The following is a 23,167-nucleotide window of genomic DNA, read 5'->3' as shown; positions in this document are numbered from 1 at the left end:
TCCATTTGAATTCTTTGGTAGGTGGCGTTTTAGCGTCCTTTTCGATGGGCTATGGTGCAGGGGTTTCTGAGGTGCGGAAAATACCTGAGTTCGGGAAACGGTCATAACTCCCGGAGAACTATCGCCATCTCCAAGTTGGACATCATCTCAGTTAGGCAGAAGCTAGCTTATCGTAGTGTGCCTTTGGTCAAGACATGTATCGTCTGTTTCGTGGCATTCTGGTACTTTCCTACTACGCCAAAGCCCAATGCGGGGAGTGCAGTTTCTACGAACACTTCGATTTTCGTAGTTGCGAAAACACCACGACCTTTCGCTTGTGTCATCACCTTGGCCATCACCATATCTGACAGCCTGCCCTTTTCAGGAAGCTTTTCTCCGCGATGTCCTTCTACGACAACAACATAGCCCATTTCCAATGGGAAATCCGCTTCTGAAACATTGGCTTTAGTCTCAGACTCTAATTTCTTGCGATAGCTATTGGCCGGCTGCTTCAGCGCGGCTGTTGCTACCATTCTGTTGCCCATGCGAACATAGCAAATGGCATCTACCTTCAGCACACGGTCAGTGATTTGTGCAAGGGTGCCTTTGACCGCTCCATAGCTGTAAATTATCGAAGCAAACTCGGTGGTTTCGGACAGCGACATTTGACGTCGAGAGCGAATCGTAGCTACGTAATCATTCATAACACTTAGTCCCTGCTGACCATTATTTGCTTCACATAACATCTTGAACAAACTGCAGCCAGTTAGAGCATAGGCGAACGTCATTTTGTCGGCACCGCTGACCAAACGGCACCCTAATGCGTCATCCCCCGATCCATCTCGACCTCCCGCGCTTCTAGCTCTGTCTCAGCCTCTCTTCGGCGTCCTTCGCTAAGCTCAAGCTGGTGCTCAGTTGCTTGTCGAGCGTCGCGTAGCTCGCTTCCTCGTTCAACAATCCACGCAATGCTTTCAGTGACACGGCTTGCGAACGCACCAGCAGCGTCACGCATTGCGCGATACCATCCAGCTGGCTCTGCATCTTGGTCGTCGAGCGTGCCTCTAACCCGCTCAATTCCTTTGCTGAGGTTTCGCAGGCCGTCACCAACCGCTCGACGCAAGCGAGCAAGTCGCGTTCCAAGGCTGTCAGGGGTGTCGTCATCTAGTTCTCCTCGATCTTGATGCAGGTCACTGATCTGCCGCCCAGCGTGCAGGTCCTCAGCCTCGTCTTGGTCGGGTCCAGCACCAGCCATGTCCCGTCCTCCCTGTCGATCCGCGTCAGGCCCAAGTCCGTCAGTTCCGAGCTGGCCAGCATCAGCGTCCAAAGCAAGCTCGCGGCCATCATCGAGACGATCCCCAGCAAGAATGTCCCCGTGATCAGCCAGGGCGAGATCGTCAGCCAGCTCTTGTTCTGTCGCAGAAATGTGCGGATATCGGTCTCGATTGTACGCTGCGCGTTGGTCGCAATGGCGTTCAAATCGGTCCTGAAGCTCTCCAATTGCGATGCCATCGAGGCGGCGTAGTCCTGCCGGATCGTGTCCAGTTCCGCGTTCAGCTTCTCGCTCAACCGGGTCGGCTTGCCAGTCTTCATGGAATATCTCTCCTTTCAAACGCCAGCGCTCGCCGGTGTCCGGGTCTTGGGCGGTCAGGTATGCTTTACCGACGCGGGGCAGGTCGAAGCCTGCGTCGGCGAGAGCGTCGACCATGCTGGCGCGGTCGGTGATCAGGCCGACGCTGACCTGGTCTTGCAGCCACGCATGCAGCTCGTCCCGTCCTTGAGCGCGGGTTGGGGTCTCGATGGTGTCGCGCACCTCCTGGGCGCGCTCCAGTTCCATCGGATCGGCCCAGCCGTGGCGCTGGTTCATCACGTCGCGCAGGCTGTCGAAGGCTTTCTCATAACCGGGCGGCGCGATGTTCAGGCTCCTCCCCGAGGTCAGCTCCAAGCGCGGTGTGCAGAAGTGAAGCTCGACGCGGTCTTCGTGGGTATGTCGGACCCAAAGCACGTCATATTGCGTCGGGTCCAGCCCCGCGAAGGCCAGACGCTCGAAGTGGTCCATGACCTCGGCCTGCTGTTCCTTGGTCGGGGCATCGGTTGCGGCAAAGCTGATTACCCCCGCGCGGTAGGTCCACTGATGTCGGCTGGCGTCGATCAAGGCTTCGGTGCGGTCAGGGTTGCCGCGCAGGACCTCGGGCAGTGGCTCGCGCGTGACCGTCATCGGCTGGCCGTCGGCATCGCGGATCAGGTCGCGGTTGTCGTCATAGGCCAGCACCTTGTCCGCCACGAGGTAGCCGACCGGACCAGCGCCCGCGCCTTTGCCGTTGCGGAAGAACTTGATCAGCATCGGCGGGCAGCCTCGACGATCTGGGCAAGCTGGCGTTCGATGGTCAACAAGCGGCGGGCAACGGTCAGCGCATCGAGGTCGACACGGCCCGCCAACATCGCGCGGTTCAGCCAGCGGGCGATCTGATTGAGGTTGCCGCCGATGCGACCGACGGCCAGCACCAGCGCAGGATCAACGCGGGGGATGGGCTTGCGACGGCGGGCCTCCGTCAGGCCAAGCGCCTCGCGCAGCAGGGTTGCAGCGGGAAGGCCAGCAGCCTCGGCTTTGGCGCGCAGCTCGGCCTTCTCTGTCGCCGAGCACCGAAAGACGAACGTCTCGGTCAGCGGCTCTTTGGTGCGGGCTTTTCCCGCGCCGGTGGGGTTCGAAGGGGAGGCTAGCCGCCCCTCGCAAGGTCCCGTGTCAGCAGCGCCAGCGTATGACATGGGTCGCCTTGCTGTTTGCTCTTCAGTGGGATCGGTAGCGGTCATGATCTGAGGCCTGCGGCTTGGATTTGCGCCTGCGTCACCAGTTTCGAGGCGAGCAAAGCCGTGACTTGGGTGCCCGTGATGTGTTTGCACATCGGGCTGCGATCACTGATCCAGCACGCCAGCCGCGCATGATGGTCAGCCTGCAACGCTGCCGCCTTCTCCCGGTCTTCGGCCTGCTTCTCGACATAGGCCTGCCAGCGCCGCGTCTGAAACCAGTTGTCGGAAAAGCAGACCTTGGAGCGGGTGAAACCTGCGCTACCGTTGGCGTAGGCTTGGACGGCCTGCCGCAAGTCCTCCGGCCTGATACCTTCCTTCATGACCTCTTCGATCTGGGCAAGACAGGCCGCTTCGCCCCGCAATCGGTCGGTTGGATACGTCGCCAAAATCTTCTCAGCCTCTTCATCCCCCGCCGCCTCGCGCCTGCGCGTAGGTGGTTTATGGATGGTTTTAGGATGGTTTGGGGGCCGTGGTGGCCCCGGTACCCCGGCCACAGTGGCCCCCGTACCGGGGCCAGACTGGACGGGGGCCACTGTGGACCCCGTCTCAATCTCGGGCTCTGCGGTCGTTTCCAGCGCCTCGACCTTGGCCAGATCAATCCGGTAAACGACGGTGAAACCATTCTTGCAGGTGCGTGCGCCGGTCTCGACCAGAATGCCTTCCTTCAGGAAGTCGCGCACGGTTCGCTTGACTGTGGTCTCCCCTAGCTCGGTATGTCGCTGGATTGTGCCCTTGGAGCACCAAATGCCGGAGCCGTCATCGCTTGCTTTGTCAGCCAGGAACATGATGATCTGCTTTCGCGTTGCGCTGCCGAACTTCCGTTCCGCGCATGTGTTTGCCACCCGCCAGCTCATTGGAAGGCCCCCAAAGACGCAAAGACGTGCGAATTTTGTACAGGTTTTGTACGAGATTTCCGCCGTTTCAGCAGAATTCGACCCGAAAGCTCACGGGACTTTCTGCAAGCGACCGCACAAAGCCCTGTAAATAAGCCATATTTTACAGGTGTTTTTGGTGACCCCGGCAGGATTCGAACCTGCAACCTGCCCCTTAGGAGGGGGCTGCTCTATCCAGTTGAGCCACGGGGCCACGCACATCCGATCTAATCCACCAGCGGCGCATTGTCATCCCCACACTGTTACGCGTGATGTGCTTGAAACATTGCCCTCGTTTGCGCTAGCGTTAGGCTAACAATTTACAGGATACCTGCATTGACCCAATCCCCGCGCCGCCCGCTGACATTGCGTGACGTTTCCGAAGCATCCGGCGTCTCTGAAATGACCGTCAGTCGCGTGTTGCGCAATCGTGGTGACGTCAGCGATGCGACCCGCAAACGCGTGCTCGCCGCAGCAAAGGAGCTGGGCTATGTCCCCAACCAGATCGCAGGATCATTGGCCAGTCAGCGTGTGAATTTGGTCGCAATCATCATTCCGTCGCTGTCCAACATGGTATTTCCCGAGGTTCTGAACGGCATCAATCAAGTGTTCGAGGACACGCCGTTGCAGCCCGTCGTTGGTGTCACGGATTATATGCCCGAAAAAGAAGAGCGTGTGCTGTACGAGATGTTGTCGTGGCGGCCCTCTGGCGTGATTTTAGCAGGGCTTGAACACACCGACGCTGCGCGTGCCATGATGAACAATGCAGGCATTCCGGTGGTCGAAATCATGGACGCCGACGGGCGCGCCGTAGACTCGATGATCGGCATTTCGCACCGTCGTGCAGGTCAGGAAATGGCCAAAGCGATCCTGAAACAAGGCTACGAACACATCGGGTTTATGGGCACAAAGATGCCGCTTGATCACCGTGCCCGCAAACGGTTCGAAGGCTTTACCGAAGGTTTGGCAAAAGCTGGTGTCGAAATCGAGGATCGCGAATTTTACTCGGGCGGATCGGCGCTTGCGAAGGGGCGTGAAATGACCCAAGCGATGCTGGAACGCTCGCCTGATCTGGATTTCTTGTACTATTCAAACGACATGATTGGTGCTGGTGGTTTGCTGTGGTTGCTGGACCAAGGGATTGATGTTCCGGGCCAAATTGGCCTCGCTGGTTTTAACGATGTGGAACTGCTGCAAGGCCTGCCGCGCAAGCTGGCAACCATGGATGCCTGTCGTCTGGAAATCGGGCGTGCTGCCGCGCAAATTATCGTGGATCGCAACGCTGACGGTGCCGATGACGCCCCTGTTTTGCAAACGCTGACCCCGACCATCAGCTATGGCGATACCCTGCGTCGCAATCGGCGCGTGTGAGCGATTTTGTCCTAACCAATCGCGCCGCGCGGCGGGTGTTTATGCACCGTCATTTGCTAAGTGATGCGCCGACGGGCCCTGCCAAAAACGCCGATATTTTGAATGTTGTGACCAAGCTCGGCTTTGTCCAACTCGACAGCATCAATACGGTCGCGCGGGCCCATGACTTGATCCTGTTCACGCGAAAGGCGCAGTACCAGCCAAAGGTTCTAAAATCGGTTTACGAACATGACCGCACATTGTTTGAACATTGGACCCACGATGCAGCTGTGATTCCGCTAGAGTTTTATCCACAGTGGCAGATGCGACGAAACCGCGATGCGACGCGCCTGAAAGGCCACTGGAAAGAAGGTCGACGCGAAGGGTTCGAGAGCAAAATCCAAGCCGTACTGGACCAAATTCGCGAACAGGGCCCATGCTGTTCTGCCGACGTGGGCAAGGATGAAAAACGCGGCTCTGGCGGATGGTGGGATTGGCATCCGTCCAAAACTGCACTGGAATATTTGTGGCGCAGTGGCGCGTTGTGCGTTGTCGGTCGTGACGGTTTTCAGAAACGCTATGACCTGACGGACCGGGTGCTGGATCAGCAATTGTGCGACACGAACCTTGGCCCTGACGAGGCCGAAACGATTGATTGGTGCTGCAATCAAGCGCTCGACCGGTTGGGGTTTGGAACCCATGCTGAAATCGCGGCATTCTGGGCGCATATCACCCCTGCCGAGGCGAAAACGTGGTGTACGCGGGCGGGCGAGCGCGGTGATATCATCCAAATCATGATCGAAGGGGCTGACAAACAGCTTAAACCTGCGTTTGCCCGTCCTGACATCGCTGATGATCCTGCGCAGTTGATCAAACCGACGTCGCGCCTGCGCGTGCTTAGCCCGTTTGATCCAGCCTTGCGCGATCGCAAGCGCGCCAGCCGCCTGTTCGGGTTTGATTTCACCGTCGAAATGTTCGTACCCGAACCCAAACGCAAGTACGGCTACTACGTTTTTCCGCTGCTCGAGGGGGATCGTTTAGTTGGTCGTGTCGACATGAAAGCGTTCCGCGATCAGGACGTTTTGCGCGTCAAAGCCTTGTGGCTGGAACGTGGTGTGCGTTGGACCCCCGCGCGTGCCAAAGCGTTTGATTCAGAGGTGCAAAGGCTGACCAAACTGGCTGGTGTTAGTACCGTCGAATTCGACAATAACTGGCTGCGCATCGACCAATTCTAGGACTTAGAAAACCAATCGCCATAGCTGTCACGCATCACGTTTTTCTGCACCTTACCCATCGTGTTACGTGGCAATGCGTCAACGACAATGTAATCGCGCGGGTGTTTGAAACGGGCGACATCCAGCGACATCATCGCTTTGATCGCGTCCAAATCCGGGCCACCACCTGAGCGCACCAAAATGGCCAGTGCCGCTTCGCCCATGTCCGCATGCGGCACCGCGATCACCGCGCTTTCCAAAACGCCGGGCTGATCATCGAGGATCATTTCCAGCTCTTTTGGGTAGATGTTGAAGCCACCAGAAATGATCAAATCCTTGCCGCGTCCAACGATTGTGACGTAGCCATCTGTGTCCACTTGCGCCAAATCACCGGTGATGAAAAACCCGTTGCCGCGCAATTCTTCGGCTGTCTTTTCCGGCATGTTCCAATAGCCTTGAAACACGTTGTCGCCGCGTACTTCGATCACGCCGATTTCACCCTGCTCGACCTCTTGCCCTGTATTAGGGTCACATATTATTAATTCAACACCGGCCAACGGCAACCCGACAGTGCCCGGTTTGCGCTGCCCCGAATACGGGTTCGAGGTGTTCATATTCGTCTCGGTCATCCCGTAGCGTTCCAGCACCGTGTGGCCAGTCCGCGCCTGAAACTGGGCGTGTGTTTCAGACAACATCGGCGCGGAACCCGAGATGAACACCCGCATATGCTGCGTCAGATCGGCGTCAAATTCTGGATGATCCAGCAGGCGTGTATAAAACGTCGGCACACCCATCATCGCCGTGGAACGCGTCATGTTGGCGACCATCTGATCCACGTCGAATTTAGGTAGAAACAACATCGCGCCACCGGCGATCAGCATCACATTCGTACCAACAAACAGCCCGTGCGTGTGAAAGATCGGTAAGGCGTGCAGCAGCACATCACGTTCACTGAATTGCCACAAGTTGGTCAGCGTTTCGGCGTTGGACAACAGATTACGCTGGCTCAGCATCGCGCCTTTGGATCGCCCCGTTGTGCCAGAGGTGTACAAGAACGCGGCAAGGTCGTCCTCGCTGCAGTCAGCCACTTTGAACTGCGCAATCTCGGTCTTGGCAGCTTCTGCAAAACTGCCGTCACCCGAGCTGCCCAAGGTCATGATCTGCGCACCGGCGGTTGCTGCCACTTCGGTCAGGCTGTCCAATTTGGACGGGTCACAAAGAAACAATGCGGCCCCGCTGTCTGACAAGAAATACGACACTTCGGCTGGTGCATACGCAGTATTCAGCGGCAAGAAAATGACACCCGTAATCGCGCATGCCGCGTAGACAGCCAAGGCCTCAGGCGACTTGTTGATTTGTACGGCCAACCTGTCGCCCGGTTCCAGACCTGCGGTCCGAATGACCCCGGCAAAACGCGCCGCTTGGGTCAGGAAATCGCCATAACTTAACCGTCCACCACCCGGCAAATGCAGAAACGGTGCGGCCGATCCAATGTGGCGTGCAAATAGTCGATCAAAAAGCGGGTTGGCCACGGTCGTCTCCTGATGTTTGGACTGTTCTAGACCGGATCGCACAATCGCGCCAACCCCTGCTTGCGGGCCACGGCACCTGCCCCTAGGCTACCCCGGAACCAGAGGCGCAAAGTTGGCTATATGACTGCAAACACCCCATCACATGACGACTGGCCGCAGATCAAAACTGTGGGACTGGCCGGTATTCTTGTGACGTTCTCGCCTGTCTTGTCAGAGCCGGCCAATCGGGCTGCGATTGCGTTTCGCGCGGCTGTCAAAGACCAGGACTGGACGGAGATCGAGGAAAGCAACTCGACCCTTGTGTCTGCGTTTTTTCGTATCGATCTGGCCGCCCACCGACCAGAGCCGTTGGTCGAACGTTTGCGCGACCTGCTGGGCACACAAAATTGGCTGGATGCACCGTTGCCCGATGGTCGAACTCTATGGCGTGTCCCGACGTTGTTTGGCACGGATCGCGCCCCGCAATTGCAAGAGGCCGCAGACATGGCTGGGCGCAGCGTGAACGAAGCGATCACGGATCTGTCGACCACAACCATGCGCGCATTGACCATCGGATTTGCCCCCGGCCAGCCCTATCTTGGCACCCTGCCCGATCACTGGGAAATCCCGCGTTTGTCGCAAATTACACCGCGCGTGCCTGCCGGTGCTTTGGTCACAGCCGTGCGCCAGTTTTGCCTGTTTCCCTACGACACGCCGACTGGATGGCGACACGTCGGGCAAACCGGCTTCCTTAGTTTTCGGCCCTGGGCGGACGAGCCATTTGTTCTGCGCGCAGGGGATGAAATGATCTTTGACCCTGTATCAGAGACTGAATTCGCCAAAATCGAAGCCTCCGTCAAAGACGGTTTAGGCGGCGCACAACGCGAGGCGATTCCATGAGCGCGCTGATCGTTCGTAGCATCGGCCCCGCCTGCGCAATCCAGGATTTGGGCCGGCCCGGATTTCTGGCAAATGGCCTAACCCGTGGTGGGGCGTCAGACCCGACAGCCCTGTACGAGGGGGCCGCATTGCTGCACCACGCGCCCGAAATGGCCGCGTTAGAAATGGCTGGAATGGGTGGCACGTTTGAGGCCACCGCCGACATGCGCATCGCCCTGACAGGGGCCGACATGACCGCAACCATCGACGGTGATCCTGTGCATTGGAACGCGTCCCACCTGCTGCCCAAAGGCGCGATTTTGGCCATCGGCGCGGCGCGGCGTGGCACGTTTGGCTACCTGCACGTTGGTGGTGGGTTTGACACGCCGCTGCATCTTGGCACACGCGGATCGCATTTATCTGCGGGTCTTGGGCAACTGATTGCGGTTGGCGACACGCTGAACGCTTTGGCCGACAGTGGCACCGAAACCGGGCTGCATCTGATCCCCGAACCGCGTCTTGACGGTGGTACAATCCGTGTGGTGCCCAGCGTGCAGACCGACAAATTTTCGGATGAAACCCGCGCGCGCTTCGAGGCGACAAAGTTCCGTCGTGACCCGCGTGGCAATCGCCAAGGGATGCGGATGGATTTTGACGGCGACGGGTTTCACGCCTCTGGTCAGTTGAACATCGTGTCGGAAATTGTGGTGCCTGGCGACATCCAGATCACGGGCGACGGCACACCGTTTGTGCTGATGCACGAATGTCAGACGACGGGAGGCTATCCGCGCATTGGCACCGTGTTGCCTGCCGATCTGTCGAAGGTGTCGCAAGCCCCCATTGGCGGCACGCTGCAATTCGAATTTCTGACCTTTGATCAGGCCGCCACGATCCAAGCCCGCGCGAACACGTCGCTGGCGAACATGCGGCGTGTCGTAAAACCGCTCGTGCGCGACCCTGCAACCATGCAAGATTTGCTAAGTTACCAACTGATCAGCGGCGCCATTTCTGCCACCGCAAAAGACGAAGGATAACCCGATGCTTAAGGTCGATTTGAATGCCGACATGGGCGAAAGCTTTGGCCCTTGGAAGATGGGCGACGACGCAGGATTGCTGAATGTCGTAACCTCGGCCAACATCGCGTGCGGCGCGCATGCGGGTGATCCTGATGTAATGGCAGCTACGATGCGGATGGCGCGCGACAACGACGTTGGAATCGGATCACACCCCGGTTTTGCCGACCTTCAAGGGTTCGGACGGCGGCGCATGAATATCCCCATCGCCTCGTTGCAAAACTCGATCCGCGTCCAAGTTGGGGCATCGCTTGGCATGGCAAAGGCGCTTGGCGTCAAGGTCCGCCACCTGAAACTGCACGGCGCATTGTCCAACATGACCTGCGAAGACGAGGCCATGGCGCGCGCCTGTTACGAGGCCGCGTTGCAGGTTGATCCGGACTTGATCGTGATGGTCCTTGCCGCGACGGCGCAAGTGTCCGCGGTGAAATCGCTGGGCTGTTCCTACGCCTGCGAAATCTTTGCCGATCGCGCCTACAATGACGATGCGACGCTGGTTGATCGATCGCTGCCGGGCGCGGTGATTCATGACGCCAGTATCGCCGGTCAGCGCATGGTCGACATGGTCCTAGCGCAAGCGATCATTACCGAATCCGGCAAACACATTCCCACCCCGATTGACACGATTTGCCTGCACGGTGATGGACCAACCGCCGTGCAAATGGCCCAAGCTGTGCGCGACGCGCTTGTGGCAGAGAATATCAACGTCACCCAGTTTCTAGGCCGCAGTGCGTAAGGAAGACCCATGTCAAACGATCCTCTTTTACAGCCGTTCCAGCTTAAACATTTGACGTTGAAAAACCGCATCATGACGACCAGCCATGAACCGGCCTACCCCGAAGGCGGCATGCCAACCGACCGCTACGTGGCCTACCACGCAGAGCGGGCCAAAGCCGGTGTTGCGCTGGCGATGACCGCAGGGTCAGCCGCTGTGTCACGCGACAGCCCACCGGTGTTCAACAACATTCTTGCCTACAAGGACGAGGTGGTTCCACACATTCAACGCCTGACCGATGCGCTGCACGAACACGGTTGTGCGGCGATGATCCAGCTGACCCATTTGGGGCGGCGGACCACGTGGAACAAAGGCGACTGGCTGCCTTCTGTGTCCTCGTCCAAACACCGCGAACCGGCGCATCGCGCGTTCCCGAAACTGGCCGAAGACTGGGATATTGAGCGGATCATTTCTGATTTCGCCGACGCTGCAGAACGGATGCAAGCGGGCGGCATGGACGGGATTGAATTGCAGGTTTATGGCCATTTGATCGATCAATTCTGGTCGCCTTTGACAAACGATCTGGATGGGCCTTACGGCGGCGCGACGCTGAACAGCCGCATGAAATTCCCGCTCGATATTCTGGCCGCTATCCGCGACCGTGTTGGTGAAAAGTTCATCGTCGGGCTGCGCTATACTGCGGACGAGGCAGAAGCCGGTGGGATCGACCCCGCAGAAGGGCTCGAGATTTCCAAACGGCTGACGGCGACGGGTAAGGTTGATTTTCTGAACGTCGTACGCGGGCGCATTCACACTGATCCCGCCATGACCGATCTTATTCCGGTGCAAGGTATGGCCAACGCCCCGCATCTGGATTTCGCAGGCGCGGTCAAAGCGGCCACCGGTATGCCCACGTTCCACGCCGCGAAAATCCCTGATCTTGCGACTGCGCGCCACGCTGTTGCCAGCGGCCTGCTGGACATGGTCGGGATGACCCGCGCGCACATGGCCGACCCGCACATTGTGCGGAAATTGATCGAAGGACGCGAAGACGACATCCGCCCCTGCGTCGGGGCCACCTACTGCCTTGATCGCATCTATCAAGCGGGCGAGGCGCTATGCATTCACAACGCAGCGACAGGGCGCGAACTGTCTATGCCGCACGACATCACACCTAGTGACACGCGCAAAAAGGTTGTGGTTGTTGGCACTGGCCCTGCGGGACTAGAGGCCGCGCGGGTGGCCGCCATGCGCGGGCACGATGTGACGGTTTTTGAGGCGGCAGGTGACCCCGGCGGGCAAATCCGTTTGACGGCACAAAACCCGCGACGGCGCGAGATGATCTCGATCATTGACTGGCGCATGTCACAGTGCGCTGCCCGTGACGTCGAATTCCGGTTCAACACCTGGGCCGAGGCGCAGGACGTGACAGAATTGAACCCGGACGTGGTCATCATCGCCACAGGCGGCATGCCCAACATGGAACTGTTCGAGAGCAAGCAGGAACAATCTCTGGCCATCTCGGCGTGGGACATGATCGCGGGTGATGTTGCCCCTGCCGGTAACATACTGATCTACGACGAAAGCGGTGATCACCCGGCATTGATGGCCGCAGAAACAGCTGCGAATGCCGGTACCAAAGTCGAAATCATGACGCCCGACCGGACGTTTTCGCCAGACATCATGGCGATGAATTTGGTGCCCTACATGCGCAATTTGCAGGACAAGGACGTGACCTTTACTGTGACGCGCCGGCTGCTGAATGTCGTGCGCGATGGCAACCAACTGACGGCGACGATCGGGACCGATTACAGCGATCTAAAGACCGAGAAATCCTACGATCAGGTTGTCGTCAACTACGGCACTTTACCCTTGGACGATTTGTATTTCGACCTAAAACCGCTGTCAGTGAACGGCGGCGCGGTTGATCATGATGCTTTGATCGCCGGTAATCCTCAGACAATTTCGCGAAATCCAGAGGGGTCATTCCAACTGTTTCGCATTGGCGACGCCGTATCTGCGCGCAACACGCATGCGGCGATCTACGATGCGCTGCGGTTGATGAAAGACATTTAGATGGTCTCAATTAATTTCCGACTAATTTAGTCAACATCCTTGCAATACGTGTGGAATCAGGTAATTGACTAAAACAGTCAGTTAAATATTTGTGTTAAACCCAAACGAGGATCCACATGTCTACTAACGTCAAAATCACTACACTTGCCGCCCTGATCGCAACTGGCATCGCAGCCGAAGCGCAGGCAGAAGGCGAACTGAACCTGTATTCCTCACGCCACTATGACACCGACGAACGGCTGTACTCAGATTTCACTGAGCAGACCGGCATCACCATCAATCGCATCGAAGGCAAGGCCGACGAATTGATCGCACGCATGCAAGCCGAGGGCGCAAATTCACCTGCGGATGTGTTGTTGACGGTCGACACGTCTCGTCTGGAGCGCGCCAAAGACGCCGGCGTTTTGCAAGCAACCGAAAGTGCCCTGCTCGAGGAACGCATCCCGAGCAACTTGCAGGATTCTGACAATCAATGGTTCGGGTTTTCGCAACGCGCGCGCATTATCTTTTACGATAAAAACGACGTACAAAACCCACCGATGACCTACCTTGATCTGGCCGATCCTGCGTACAAGGGCATGGTCTGCCACCGCTCGTCCTCGAACGTGTATTCACAAACGCTGTTGTCCGCGGTCATCGAAAACCACGGCGAAGAAGCGGCGACCGCTTGGGCCCAAGGCTTCGTTGATAACTTTGCCCGTGACCCACAAGGCGGCGATACGGATCAGCTGCGCGGATTGGTATCTGGCGAGTGCGAAATCTCGATTTCCAACACCTATTACTTTGCCCGTTCGCTGCGCAAAGACGTCAAGGGCGTGACATCTGACATCGACATGATCGGTTGGGTGTTCCCATCGCAAGATGCAGAAGGCGCGCACATGAACCTGTCCGGAGCCGGCGTTGCGGCCAATGCGCCGAACAAGGACAATGCGGTTAAGTTTCTTGAGTATTTAGCATCAGAACAGGCGCAGGTGTATTTCTCTGCGGGCAACGATGAATTCCCGGCTGTTGCGGGTGTACCGCTGAGTCCGTCTGTCGCGAAATTGGGTGAGTTTAAAGCCGACGCAGTTGATCTGAGCGCTGTGGCCAAGAACGTCCCTGTGGCGCAGAAAATCTTTGATACTGTTGGTTGGAAGTAACCGTTCAGATCAGTTCTAAGTGTTTAAACGCCCGCACTCACTGCGGGCGTTTTTTGTCAATTGGACATCAGATTCTGAGCCTTGGTCCACAGACAAACACCCCGCGACGTTCTGCCAGAGTTGCAGTTTTCCACGTCATACGCCATTCTGACTGCAGATAGATGTTTCACTGCAGGACGCATATGAGCACCGCAATGTCATTCAGTTCCGATTGTACCCACTGTCCAATCCGCCATCGTGCGGTCTGTTCCAATTGTGAACCAGACGAGATGACGCAGTTAGAGCAAATGAAATACTACCGCAGTTTTGAGGCCGGTCAGCCCATTATGTGGGGCGGCGACAAAATGGAATTTGTTGGCTCTGTTGTTGTTGGCACTGCGACGATCGAGCGGCTGATGGAGGACGGGCGCAAACAAACGATGGGTCTGTTATTGCCTTCTGATTTCATTGGCAGGCCCGGGCGCGAAGTTGCGATTTACGATGTGACAGCGGTGACAGATGTGACCCTTTGCTGTTTCCGGCGCGGACAGTTCGAACAGCTTGTTGCGACAAAACCAAATGTTGCCCAGCGCCTTTTGGAAATGGCCTTGGATGAGTTGGATTCAGCGCGCGATTGGATGCTGTTGCTGGGTCGCAAAACCGCCCGAGAGAAAATCGCGACGTTCTTGATGATGATCGTGCGGCGCACCACGGAATCAAACACCATTGATGCTGCCAGTCAGTCCAAGATCAAACTGCCGCTCACCCGCGACGCCATGGCAGATTATATGGGGCTGACATTAGAAACAGTGAGCCGCCAGTTTTCGGGATTGCGAAAAGACGGGCTGATCGAAATGGACGGCAAACGCAGCATTATCATTCCGAATGTTTCGGCCCTTCAGGCAGAAGCGGGATCAGACCAAATCTAATGCGCGAGTAACACGGGGACGTCAGACAACCTAAGAACGTCGCGCGTCGTGCCGCCCAAAATGGCCTCGCGCAGACGGGAATGTTTGTACGCGCCCATGATCATAAAATCCGCATTTTCCTTTTTGGCCTGGCTCAGCAATTGATACGCGATGGACCGGTCGGTTTTTGCCAGAATGGCGATGTCGACCTTGGCCCCATGACGCGCCAGCACTTCGGACAGGCGACCACCCGGGTCGGATCGGTCGGGTACATTGGTCGCAGGGCTGATCATGATGATGGAGGCACGCGCGGGGGCAGCAAGCAAAGGACCTGCCGCGTGCACGGCGGCCAACGCCTGCGCGCCATCATCCCAAGCAATCATTGATTTTTCGAACGCCAATGCTGCGCTGCCCTGATACGGCAACATGAACACCGGACGTTTTGCATCGAACAAGCAGGCCTCAAAGGCGACAACATCCAGCCCGGTGCTTTGGTCCTGATACGGCAACGCGAGCACCGCCAGATCGAAAAACCGCATCCGGTCGCAGACAAAATCACAGACACTGCCGACGCCGATCGTTTCGACTTCGATGTCGTAGGATACGCCCGCCGCCTCAAGCACTGCGCGGGCGTGAAACTGCAGTTTGTTCGCGTCTTCCAACGCCATGTCCAAATTCTGCTGCACTGCGATCGCCTGAGCACCGGCGTAATAGTAACCGATTTCCGTATGATCCACGCCTGTGCATATCACCTTGAGATGCGCGCCAGTGTGCTGCGCCAGTTGGATAGCGCCAAACAGGACTGTTTTTGCTTGCTCTGCATCAAACAGTATCGTGGCGATGGCCTTGTAAGACATGGCGGGATCCCTTGCTGGTTGAATGGTCACGATGGCGCGCCCGAACAGTTGCGTCTTTGATCTACCTCAAGGGCGCAATCATCCGGTGAGTTGACCCAGATCAAAGTACGGGGGCCTCAAGCACGGCAGAACACTCTCAGCGAACAGGCGGCTTTGCGATTCGAACAGGTGTTCGGTTGCAACGCCACGAGAGAGGATTAAAAATCATGAATTATGTAAAGCTGCTGGTGCTCAGCATCGTTATTTTATTCGCAGCCATGGGTATAAATTTCGCACGCGATTTGGCGTATCAGGTGCACGCGACGCTGATCTTATTCATCGCCGCGGGCATGTTTATCTGGGTGCTGCGGCGCACGGATGAACCCGTCGTCCAAGTTGACGCCAACGGTTACATGGACGGCGTTGTGCGCGCCGGTGTCATCGCCACAGGGTTCTGGGGTGTTGTCGGATTTCTGGTCGGGGTGATCATCGCACTGCAATTGGCGTTTCCGGTGTTGAACCTTGATTGGGCGCAACCCTTTGCCAACTTTGGGCGGCTGCGCCCACTGCACACCAGTGCCGTGATTTTTGCCTTTGGGGGCAACGCGCTGATCATGTCGTCGTTCTACATTGTGCAACGCACCTGTGGCGCGCGCCTTTGGGGCGGCAACCTAAGCTGGTTCGTCTTTTGGGGCTACAACCTGTTCATCGTTTTGGCGGCCACCGGCTATTTGCTGGGCGCGACCCAATCCAAAGAATACGCAGAGCCCGAGTGGTACATCGACATTTGGCTGACCATTGTTTGGGTTGCCTTTCTTATCGTGTTCATGGGCACGATCTTCACAAGACGAGAACGTCACATTTACGTGGCCAACTGGTTCTTGCTCAGCTTTATCGTCACCGTCGCGATGCTGCATGTGGTCAACAACCTGTCGATCCCGGTGTCATTTTGGGGCTCCAAGTCGGTACAAGTATTCGCGGGCGTCCAAGACGCAATGACCCAGTGGTGGTACGGGCACAACGCCGTTGGGTTCTTCCTGACAGCGGGTTTTCTGGGGATGATGTACTACTTTGTCCCGAAACAAGCCGGGCGTCCGGTGTTCAGCTACAAACTGTCGATCATCCACTTTTGGGCGCTGATCTTTTTGTACATCTGGGCGGGTCCGCACCACTTGCACTACACCGCTTTGCCCGATTGGGCGGCGACCTTGGGCATGGTGTTTTCGATCATCCTTTGGATGCCCAGCTGGGGCGGCATGATCAACGGTCTGATGACGCTTCAAGGCGCGTGGGACAAACTGCGCACCGATCCGATCATTCGGATGATGGTGGTGTCGCTGGCCTTTTACGGCATGTCCACATTCGAGGGTCCGATGATGTCGATCCGCGCTGTGAACAGCCTGAGCCACTATACCGACTGGACCATCGGGCACGTGCATTCCGGCGCGCTTGGCTGGAACGGCATGATCACCTTTGGCGCGCTGTATTTCCTGACACCAAAACTGTGGGGGCGTACCGCAATGTATTCCATGAGCGCGATTAACTGGCACTTTTGGCTCGCGACAATCGGCATCGTTTTATACGCGTCCTCGATGTGGGTCAGCGGCATCATGGAGGGCCTGATGTGGCGCGAAGTTGATGCCCAAGGCTTCCTTGTGAACAGCTTTGCCGACACGGTCACTGCCAAATTCCCGATGTACGTTGTGCGTGCTTTGGGCGGGGTGATGTATCTGACCGGCGCGTTGATCATGGTTTGGAATATGTGGATGACCATTCGGGGCGGCCAAAAGGTTGCTGCACCCGTTGGCATTCCTGCAGAATAAGGGGCCTGGATCATGGGTTTTCTCAACAAACATCAAATACTGGAACGCAGCCCGACACTGCTGCTGGTCGCTTCGTTTCTCGTGGTTAGCATCGGGGGGATCGTCGAAATCGCCCCGCTGTTCTACCTCGAAAACACCATCGAAAAGGTCGAAGGGGTGCGTCCCTACAGCCCTCTGGAATTGACGGGTCGTGACATCTACGTGCGCGAAGGCTGCTACAACTGTCACAGCCAGATGATCCGCCCGATGCGGGACGAAGTCGAACGCTATGGGCATTATTCACTGGCCGCAGAATCGATGTACGACCATCCGTTTCAATGGGGCTCAAAACGGACCGGACCCGACGTTGCGCGGGTCGGCGGGCGCTATTCGGATGCATGGCACGTCGATCACCTAAGCGATCCGCAATCCGTGGTTCCGGAATCGATCATGCCAAAATATTCATTCCTGTCGGACGTCGCGATTGACGGCAAGTATGTTCAGGATCTGCTCGAAACGCACCGCATGGTTGGCGTGCCTTACACCGACGAAATGATCGACAACGCGCAGGCAGATTTCGCCGCCCAAGCGGACCCTGACAGCGACTGGGATGATCTGGTGGCGCGCTATCCCAAGGCGGTCGTATCCAACTTTGACGGTCAGGCATTGCTGACCGAAATGGACGCATTGATCGCATATCTGCAAATGCTGGGCACGCTGGTCGATTTCTCGACCTTTACCCCAGACGCAAGCCGCTAAGGAGGGCAAAACATGGACACTTATTCATTCCTACGCGAGCTGGCAGACAGCTGGGTTTTACTGGCGCTGACGTGCTTTTTTATTGGCACGATCGTGTGGTCCTTTCGACCCGGCAGCAGGAAAACCCACGAGGACACGGCTGACATTCCGTTTCGCAATGAAACCATCCCAACGACACTTGAACAGGAGGATGGAAAATGACCGATAAAAACCAAGATATTGACCAGGAGACCGGCGTTGAAACCACCGGCCACGACTGGGACGGGATCAAAGAGTTGAACAATCCGCTGCCGCGCTGGTGGCTGTGGTGCTTTTACCTGACGATCGTCTGGGGCATTGGATATGTCATCGCCTATCCGGCATGGCCTTTGGTGAACGGGGCCACGGCCGGTCTGTTGGGCTATTCAACCCGCGCCGAGGTGGCCACAGAAATCGCCCGTTTTGATGATTTGAACGCCGATCTGCGGACCGCACTTGCTGCTGCTGACATGACCACGCTTGGCGAAAACCCTGACCTGCAACGTTTTGCCGTTGCCGGTGGTGCTGCGGTTTTTCGGGCCAATTGCTCGCAATGTCACGGCTCTGGCGCGAACGGAGCCAAGGGCTATCCGAACCTTCTGGACGACGATTGGCTGTGGGGTGGGGACATCGAAACGATTGTCTATTCCATCCGTCATGGCATCCGGAACGAACTGGACGATGATGCGCATTATTCGCAAATGCCAGCCTTTGGCGAAATCCTTGAAACCGAAGAAATCAGTGCATTGGTCCAGCATGTTCGCTCACTAAGTGGTGCGGAACATGACGCCGGTTTGGCTGCCACTGGCGCTGATCTGTTTTTGGAAAACTGCTCTGATTGCCACGGCGAAACAGGTCTGGGTGATCGCGAACAAGGGGCCCCCAATCTTGCCGATGCAATCTGGCTCTATGGTGGGGATCCCGCAACTTTGGAACAGACAATTACCTATTCGCGCTTTGGCGTCATGCCGCCTTGGGGCACACGCCTAAGCGACGATCAAGTCAACGCCGTTGCCGCCTACGTTCACCAACTGGGCGGCGGCGAATAGCGGAACCTTTCTGATACAGAAAGGGAGGTCCAGACGCACACCGGTTTTGTGCTGCTGGCAACCGCCCCCGGACCTGTTCGCAACATTCCGGGGGCGGTTTTTTTATGCCTATTTGATCTGGGTCAAAGGCCATCGGTGCAACTCAAGCTAACGATGATCCTGCGAACAGGTCCGGAGAATGTGATGAACACCCCTGACACCCCACCTCTATTCGCGGCGCAGGAACCGATTTTCCCTCGTCGCGTGACAGGTGCATTCCGCCGTTTCAAATGGTGGATTATGGCTGTGACGCTCGGCATTTACTATCTGACCCCTTGGATCAGATGGGACCGCGGGCCGTCCTTGCCAGACCAAGCGGTTCTGGTCGATATGGCCAACCGCCGGTTCTATTTCTTCTGGATCGAAATCTGGCCGCACGAATTCTATTTCGTCGCGGGTCTGCTGATCATGGCCGGGCTGGGATTGTTCCTGTTCACCTCGGCCCTAGGGCGCGTCTGGTGCGGCTATGCGTGCCCACAAACCGTGTGGACCGATCTGTTCATTCTGGTGGAACGCTGGATCGAAGGCGACCGCAACGCCCGTGTCCGATTATGGAAGGCCAAATGGGATTTTCGCAAGTGGCGACTGCGGCTGACCAAATGGCTGGTGTGGCTGCTGATCGCCGTGTCCACAGGTGGGGCTTGGGTGTTTTATTTCACCGACGCGCCACGCTTGGCCGTTGAACTGGTCACGTTCACCGCACACCCGGTCGCCTATTCGACCATCGCGATTTTGACCGCCACGACGTTCCTGTTCGGGGGCTTCATGCGCGAACAGGTTTGCATCTACATGTGCCCATGGCCCCGCATCCAAGGCGCGATGATGGATGACGACACACTGACCGTCGCTTACCGCGATTGGCGCGGTGAACCACGGGCGAAAAAGCGGGTCGAAGATACCGGCGATTGCATCGATTGCATGGCCTGCGTCAACGTCTGCCCCATGGGCATCGACATCCGCGACGGCCAACAAATGGAGTGCATCACCTGCGCCCTGTGCATCGACGCCTGTGATGATGTGATGGACAAGATCGGCAAACCACGTGGCTTGATCGACTACCTTGCGCTGGCGGACGAACCGGCAGAACGCGCCGGCGACCCGCCGCGCCCGATGTGGAAACACGTGCTGCGTCCGCGCACCGTTTTGTACACGGCTTTGTGGTCGATGATTGGCTTTGGTCTGGTCTTTGCCTTGTTTATTCGGGCTGACATCGACCTAACAGTCGAACCTGTGCGCAACCCGCAATTCATCACGATGTCTGATGGTTCGGTTCGCAACACCTACAACATCCGGCTGCGCAACAAACACGGCGAAGCGCGCGATTTCCGCATCTCGCTGACATCCGAAAGCATCCTGCGCATTCGACAAGAAGGATCCGCCAGCAACATCCTGACCGTGCCGCCCGACAGCACCACGCAACACCGCGTCTACGTCATCGCACGCCCTCAAGACGAGGCGGCGCACACCGAACGCACAGGCCTGAGATTTTGGATCGAAGACACGAAAAACGGCGAACGCGCGCACCGCGACAGCCTCTTTAACGGAAAGGCAAACTGATGGATACCACCGCCGGAAAACCGCTCACAGGGCGCAAAGTTCTACTGATCATTTGCTCTGCTTTTGCAGTCATCATCGCCGTGAACCTGACCCTGGCCTATCAAGCCGTCGCGACTTTCCCCGGGTTAGAGACGAAAAATTCCTACGTTTCGAGCCAGACGTTCGATGCGGATCGCGCAGCGCAACAGGCGTTGAACTGGGATGTGTCCGCACGTCTGGACCAAGGTGTTCTGCGCCTCAGCCTGCGCAAAGACTCAGCACCCGTCGAGGCTCAGATCGTCTCTGCCGTACTGGGCCGCGCCACCAATGTTGCCCAAGACCAAACCCCGATTCTGGTGTTTGACGGCCAAGACTACGTCGCGCCCGTCGATCTGGGGGCCGGCAATTGGAACCTGCGTTTGGTCGCCAAAGCCGCCGATGGCACCATGTTTCGCCAACGCATCATCGTGGACGTCACCAAATGACACTGGCCGCCTGCCCTGCATGTGACGTCGCGCCGTTGGCCCAAGACATTGCGGCCCGCGACGTAAAGGGTGCCAATATCGTGCTGTCCTTGCCGGGCATTCATTGCGCCGCATGCATCGGCACGGTTGAGCGGACATTACTGGCCTCAAAAGAGGTGAAAAACGCCCGCGTGAACCTTAGTCGCAAGCGCGTGACAATCGACGCCCCCGATCTAGACGCAGACACGTTGATCAAAATGTTAGCGGACGTCGGCTACGAGGCCAACGAGCTGGACGCGTCCCTTTTGGGCGATGCAGAAACCGACACTGCGGGACGCGCGTTGCTCGTGCGCTTGGCCGTCGCTGGATTCGCGATGATGAACGTCATGCTGTTTTCGGTGGCGGTGTGGTCCGGGGCGGCCGAAGCGACCCAAGGCATCTTTCATTGGATCTCCGCCTCCATCGCGATCCCAGCCCTGCTTTTTAGCGCACAGGTTTTCTTTTCCAACGCTTGGACTGCGCTGCGCGTGGGCCGGTTGAACATGGACGTGCCGATCTCGCTCGCCATCATTTTGGCAGGCGGCATGTCCGTTTACGAAACCGCATTTGGCGGCGCGCATGTGTATTTCGACGCAGCACTGTCGCTCACGTTTTTCCTGCTGGTGGGCAGATACCTAGATCATCGCACACGCATGGCGGCACGCTCAGCGGCACAAGAACTCAGCGCGCTCGAAGTGCCCCGAACCACAAAATTGATCGCAGGCCAGCATCACACCGTGAACGTCGCGGACGTGCAAATCGACGACAAGATCGTCGTCATGGTCGGGATGCGGGTCCCCGTCGACGGGCAAGTGGTTGCGGGTCAATCCGAAACAGACCGCTCGTTTTTGACCGGAGAAAGCCTGCCGGTTTCTATCCACACAGGCGACATGATCGCGGCGGGTGAAGTCAACTTGACCGGCCCGATCACATTGCGCGTCACAGCCGTGGGCGAGGACACAACCCTGCGCCGCATGGCCGCCTTGGTCGAGACCGCAGAGGGCGCCAAAAACCGGTACACAGCCCTGGCCGATCGCGCCGCACTGATCTACGCACCCGCAGTTCATTTGCTGGCATTTGCGACATTTGCGGGCTGGATTTTGGTATCCGGCGACATGGTGCGGTCGTTGAACGTCGCCATTTCCGTGTTGATCATCACCTGCCCCTGCGCGCTGGGACTGGCTGTGCCCGCGGTGATGACGGCCGCCTCAGGCCGGTTGTTTCGTCGCGGGTTGCTGGTCAAGAACGGTACCGCGCTCGAGCGATTGGCCGAGGTCGACAGCATTGTCTTCGACAAAACCGGTACCCTGACGGAAGGGCATGCGCGTATCGATTTACATCAGCTGAATGTGGATCAAAAATGCGTCCTTGCGGCCCTAAGTGCCGGGTCAAGCCATCCGGTATCGCGCGCGATTTCGGCGGCAATCCCCAACGACACCGTGATGGCAAAACTGACGGACATTCGCGAAATTCCCGGCGCAGGTGTTCAGGCAAACTGGGCCGGAAAACCCGTTCGCTTAGGACGTGCAGAATGGGTTGGGGCCAGTGGATCACCCGCCTTTGCGATTGGTAAAAGCGCGCCTTTGATTTTGTCGTTTTCCGAAACTCTGCGGGATGGTGCAAAGGATGCCGTAGACAAATTGCACGCCGCTGGCGTTGACCTGCACATCCTGTCTGGCGACGCTCAGGTACCTGTTACCAAAATGGGTGCAGCGCTCGGTATTTCACAGGTTCAAGCAGACATGCGACCTCAAGACAAACTTGATCGGGTCAAACAATTGGAGGCGACTGGGAAACGTGTCTTGATGGTCGGCGACGGTCTGAATGACACTGCGGCATTGACCCAAGCGCATGCCTCGATTTCACCGGCTTCCGCACTGGATGCCTCGCGCACGGCATCCGATATTGTACTGCTCGGACGATCCCTGATCGAGATCCCCGATGCGATCAAAACTGCGAAATCGGCCCGCGCCCGAGTGATCGAGAATTTTGCGATTGCGGCAGGCTACAACATGATCGCGATCCCGATTGCCGTCATGGGTTTTGCAACGCCTTTGGCTGCAGCTATTGCAATGTCGGCCTCATCAATCACTGTCCTGCTAAATGCCCTAAGGGTCAGATAAAT

General features: G+C 57.4%; 21 protein-coding genes and 1 tRNA gene. 15 read left to right on the top strand and 7 right to left on the bottom strand.

The annotated features are described in order from the left end of the window. Positions 1-167 precede the first annotated feature (167 nt). The 5 genes from ACFIO0_RS18625 to ACFIO0_RS18605 all read right to left on the bottom strand — a co-directional run bounded on the left by ACFIO0_RS18625 (position 168) and on the right by ACFIO0_RS18605 (position 3,870). Entirely contained in the window at positions 168-683 is a 516-nt protein-coding gene (locus ACFIO0_RS18625; protein ID WP_390911896.1) for a hypothetical protein, read from the bottom strand. Between the two features lie 113 nt (positions 684-796). Beyond that, positions 797-2,320 (bottom strand): relaxase/mobilization nuclease domain-containing protein, encoded by a 1,524-nt coding sequence (locus ACFIO0_RS18620; RefSeq protein WP_390911895.1) that lies wholly within the window; start codon positions 2,318-2,320, stop codon positions 797-799. Next, positions 2,314-2,787, bottom strand: coding sequence for a plasmid mobilization protein (locus ACFIO0_RS18615; protein ID WP_390911894.1), 474 nt, complete (start codon positions 2,785-2,787; stop codon positions 2,314-2,316). The genes ACFIO0_RS18620 and ACFIO0_RS18615 overlap by 7 nt, the downstream gene beginning before the upstream one ends. Then, positions 2,784-3,569, bottom strand: a complete 786-nt coding sequence (locus ACFIO0_RS18610; RefSeq protein ID WP_390911893.1) for a hypothetical protein — start codon at positions 3,567-3,569, stop codon at positions 2,784-2,786. Before ACFIO0_RS18610 ends, ACFIO0_RS18615 begins: the two co-directional genes overlap by 4 nt. Before the next feature lie 224 nt (positions 3,570-3,793). Further along, positions 3,794-3,870 (bottom strand) — tRNA-Arg (locus ACFIO0_RS18605). 122 nt (positions 3,871-3,992) lie between these two features. On the opposite strand from ACFIO0_RS18605, the gene ACFIO0_RS18600 reads away from it, so the two are divergent. Together ACFIO0_RS18600 and ACFIO0_RS18595 are read left to right on the top strand one after the other, a co-directional pair. Beyond that, a complete protein-coding gene (locus ACFIO0_RS18600; RefSeq protein ID WP_390911892.1) occupies positions 3,993-5,027 on the top strand; it encodes a LacI family DNA-binding transcriptional regulator in 1,035 nt (344 codons plus the stop codon). Next, complete coding sequence (locus ACFIO0_RS18595) at positions 5,024-6,241, top strand: DNA glycosylase AlkZ-like family protein (protein WP_390911891.1); 1,218 nt, start codon at positions 5,024-5,026, stop codon at positions 6,239-6,241. The genes ACFIO0_RS18600 and ACFIO0_RS18595 overlap by 4 nt, the downstream gene beginning before the upstream one ends. Here ACFIO0_RS18595 and ACFIO0_RS18590 read toward each other — a convergent pair. After that, positions 6,238-7,752 carry an AMP-binding protein gene (locus ACFIO0_RS18590; protein WP_390911890.1) on the bottom strand — a complete coding sequence of 505 codons (1,515 nt, stop codon included), beginning with the start codon at positions 7,750-7,752 and terminating at the stop codon, positions 6,238-6,240. The two genes, ACFIO0_RS18595 and ACFIO0_RS18590, sit on opposite strands and share 4 nt — an antisense overlap. Positions 7,753-7,872: 120 nt before the next feature. Between ACFIO0_RS18590 and ACFIO0_RS18585 the strand changes: the two genes are divergently transcribed. The 6 genes from ACFIO0_RS18585 (at position 7,873) to fnrL (ending at position 14,521) form a co-directional block, all read left to right on the top strand. After that, positions 7,873-8,631 (top strand): carboxyltransferase domain-containing protein, encoded by a 759-nt coding sequence (locus ACFIO0_RS18585; protein WP_390911889.1) that lies wholly within the window; start codon positions 7,873-7,875, stop codon positions 8,629-8,631. Continuing rightward, positions 8,628-9,644: a biotin-dependent carboxyltransferase family protein gene (locus ACFIO0_RS18580; protein ID WP_390911888.1), complete on the top strand. Its 1,017-nt coding sequence runs from the start codon at positions 8,628-8,630 to the stop codon at positions 9,642-9,644. Before ACFIO0_RS18585 ends, ACFIO0_RS18580 begins: the two co-directional genes overlap by 4 nt. Before the next feature lie 4 nt (positions 9,645-9,648). After that, entirely contained in the window at positions 9,649-10,419 is a 771-nt protein-coding gene (locus ACFIO0_RS18575) for a 5-oxoprolinase subunit PxpA (protein ID WP_390911887.1), read from the top strand. A gap of 9 nt (positions 10,420-10,428) precedes the next feature. After that, entirely contained in the window at positions 10,429-12,474 is a 2,046-nt protein-coding gene (locus ACFIO0_RS18570; protein WP_390911886.1) for an FAD-dependent oxidoreductase, read from the top strand. Positions 12,475-12,590: 116 nt separating this feature from the next. After that, positions 12,591-13,613, top strand: coding sequence for an extracellular solute-binding protein (locus ACFIO0_RS18565; RefSeq protein ID WP_390911885.1), 1,023 nt, complete (start codon positions 12,591-12,593; stop codon positions 13,611-13,613). Between the two features lie 182 nt (positions 13,614-13,795). Further along, positions 13,796-14,521 carry a transcriptional regulator FnrL gene (gene fnrL / locus ACFIO0_RS18560; protein ID WP_390911884.1) on the top strand — a complete coding sequence of 242 codons (726 nt, stop codon included), beginning with the start codon at positions 13,796-13,798 and terminating at the stop codon, positions 14,519-14,521. On the opposite strand, the gene ACFIO0_RS18555 is transcribed toward fnrL, so the two are convergent. Further along, on the bottom strand, positions 14,518-15,357 hold the full coding sequence (locus tag ACFIO0_RS18555) for a universal stress protein (RefSeq protein ID WP_390911883.1): 840 nt from the start codon (positions 15,355-15,357) through the stop codon (positions 14,518-14,520). The genes fnrL and ACFIO0_RS18555 overlap by 4 nt on opposite strands. A gap of 206 nt (positions 15,358-15,563) precedes the next feature. Here ACFIO0_RS18555 and ccoN point away from each other — a divergent pair, with 206 nt between their 5' ends. The 7 genes from ccoN (at position 15,564) to ACFIO0_RS18520 (ending at position 23,165) form a co-directional block, all read left to right on the top strand. Continuing rightward, complete coding sequence (ccoN, locus tag ACFIO0_RS18550) at positions 15,564-17,159, top strand: cytochrome-c oxidase, cbb3-type subunit I (protein WP_390911882.1); 1,596 nt, start codon at positions 15,564-15,566, stop codon at positions 17,157-17,159. Between the two features lie 12 nt (positions 17,160-17,171). Beyond that, positions 17,172-17,897 carry a cytochrome-c oxidase, cbb3-type subunit II gene (ccoO, locus tag ACFIO0_RS18545; protein WP_390911881.1) on the top strand — a complete coding sequence of 242 codons (726 nt, stop codon included), beginning with the start codon at positions 17,172-17,174 and terminating at the stop codon, positions 17,895-17,897. Between the two features lie 12 nt (positions 17,898-17,909). After that, positions 17,910-18,098: a CcoQ/FixQ family Cbb3-type cytochrome c oxidase assembly chaperone gene (locus tag ACFIO0_RS18540; protein ID WP_390911880.1), complete on the top strand. Its 189-nt coding sequence runs from the start codon at positions 17,910-17,912 to the stop codon at positions 18,096-18,098. Beyond that, on the top strand, positions 18,095-18,964 hold the full coding sequence (gene ccoP, locus ACFIO0_RS18535; RefSeq protein ID WP_390911879.1) for a cytochrome-c oxidase, cbb3-type subunit III: 870 nt from the start codon (positions 18,095-18,097) through the stop codon (positions 18,962-18,964). The genes ACFIO0_RS18540 and ccoP overlap by 4 nt, the downstream gene beginning before the upstream one ends. A gap of 183 nt (positions 18,965-19,147) precedes the next feature. Next, a complete protein-coding gene (gene ccoG / locus ACFIO0_RS18530) occupies positions 19,148-20,560 on the top strand; it encodes a cytochrome c oxidase accessory protein CcoG (RefSeq protein ID WP_390911878.1) in 1,413 nt (470 codons plus the stop codon). After that, positions 20,560-21,024: a FixH family protein gene (locus ACFIO0_RS18525; protein WP_390911877.1), complete on the top strand. Its 465-nt coding sequence runs from the start codon at positions 20,560-20,562 to the stop codon at positions 21,022-21,024. Before ccoG ends, ACFIO0_RS18525 begins: the two co-directional genes overlap by 1 nt. Then, positions 21,021-23,165 (top strand): copper-translocating P-type ATPase, encoded by a 2,145-nt coding sequence (locus ACFIO0_RS18520; RefSeq protein ID WP_390911876.1) that lies wholly within the window; start codon positions 21,021-21,023, stop codon positions 23,163-23,165. The genes ACFIO0_RS18525 and ACFIO0_RS18520 overlap by 4 nt, the downstream gene beginning before the upstream one ends. Positions 23,166-23,167: the final 2 nt, after the last annotated feature.

It is taken from the genome of Pseudosulfitobacter sp. SM2401 (assembly GCF_042932805.1).
Classification (GTDB): Bacteria; Pseudomonadota; Alphaproteobacteria; order Rhodobacterales; family Rhodobacteraceae; genus Ascidiaceihabitans.
Note: the sequence above shows the minus strand (reverse complement) of the source record. Positions and strands in the feature narration are given on the sequence as shown.

Coding starts and splice junctions, on each gene's coding strand:
- ACFIO0_RS18565 (WP_390911885.1), top strand. CDS start 12,591: ATGTCTACTAACGTCAAAATCACTACACTTGCCGCCCTGATCGCAACT.
- ACFIO0_RS18610 (WP_390911893.1), bottom strand. CDS start 3,569: ATGTTCCTGGCTGACAAAGCAAGCGATGACGGCTCCGGCATTTGGTGC.
- ACFIO0_RS18555 (WP_390911883.1), bottom strand. CDS start 15,357: ATGTCTTACAAGGCCATCGCCACGATACTGTTTGATGCAGAGCAAGCA.
- ccoO (WP_390911881.1), top strand. CDS start 17,172: ATGGGTTTTCTCAACAAACATCAAATACTGGAACGCAGCCCGACACTG.
- ACFIO0_RS18625 (WP_390911896.1), bottom strand. CDS start 683: ATGAATGATTACGTAGCTACGATTCGCTCTCGACGTCAAATGTCGCTG.
- fnrL (WP_390911884.1), top strand. CDS start 13,796: ATGAGCACCGCAATGTCATTCAGTTCCGATTGTACCCACTGTCCAATC.
- ACFIO0_RS18575 (WP_390911887.1), top strand. CDS start 9,649: ATGCTTAAGGTCGATTTGAATGCCGACATGGGCGAAAGCTTTGGCCCT.
- ACFIO0_RS18615 (WP_390911894.1), bottom strand. CDS start 2,787: ATGACCGCTACCGATCCCACTGAAGAGCAAACAGCAAGGCGACCCATG.
- ACFIO0_RS18585 (WP_390911889.1), top strand. CDS start 7,873: ATGACTGCAAACACCCCATCACATGACGACTGGCCGCAGATCAAAACT.
- ACFIO0_RS18525 (WP_390911877.1), top strand. CDS start 20,560: ATGGATACCACCGCCGGAAAACCGCTCACAGGGCGCAAAGTTCTACTG.
- ACFIO0_RS18580 (WP_390911888.1), top strand. CDS start 8,628: ATGAGCGCGCTGATCGTTCGTAGCATCGGCCCCGCCTGCGCAATCCAG.
- ACFIO0_RS18620 (WP_390911895.1), bottom strand. CDS start 2,320: ATGCTGATCAAGTTCTTCCGCAACGGCAAAGGCGCGGGCGCTGGTCCG.
- ACFIO0_RS18540 (WP_390911880.1), top strand. CDS start 17,910: ATGGACACTTATTCATTCCTACGCGAGCTGGCAGACAGCTGGGTTTTA.
- ccoN (WP_390911882.1), top strand. CDS start 15,564: ATGAATTATGTAAAGCTGCTGGTGCTCAGCATCGTTATTTTATTCGCA.
- ACFIO0_RS18520 (WP_390911876.1), top strand. CDS start 21,021: ATGACACTGGCCGCCTGCCCTGCATGTGACGTCGCGCCGTTGGCCCAA.
- ACFIO0_RS18570 (WP_390911886.1), top strand. CDS start 10,429: ATGTCAAACGATCCTCTTTTACAGCCGTTCCAGCTTAAACATTTGACG.
- ccoP (WP_390911879.1), top strand. CDS start 18,095: ATGACCGATAAAAACCAAGATATTGACCAGGAGACCGGCGTTGAAACC.
- ccoG (WP_390911878.1), top strand. CDS start 19,148: ATGAACACCCCTGACACCCCACCTCTATTCGCGGCGCAGGAACCGATT.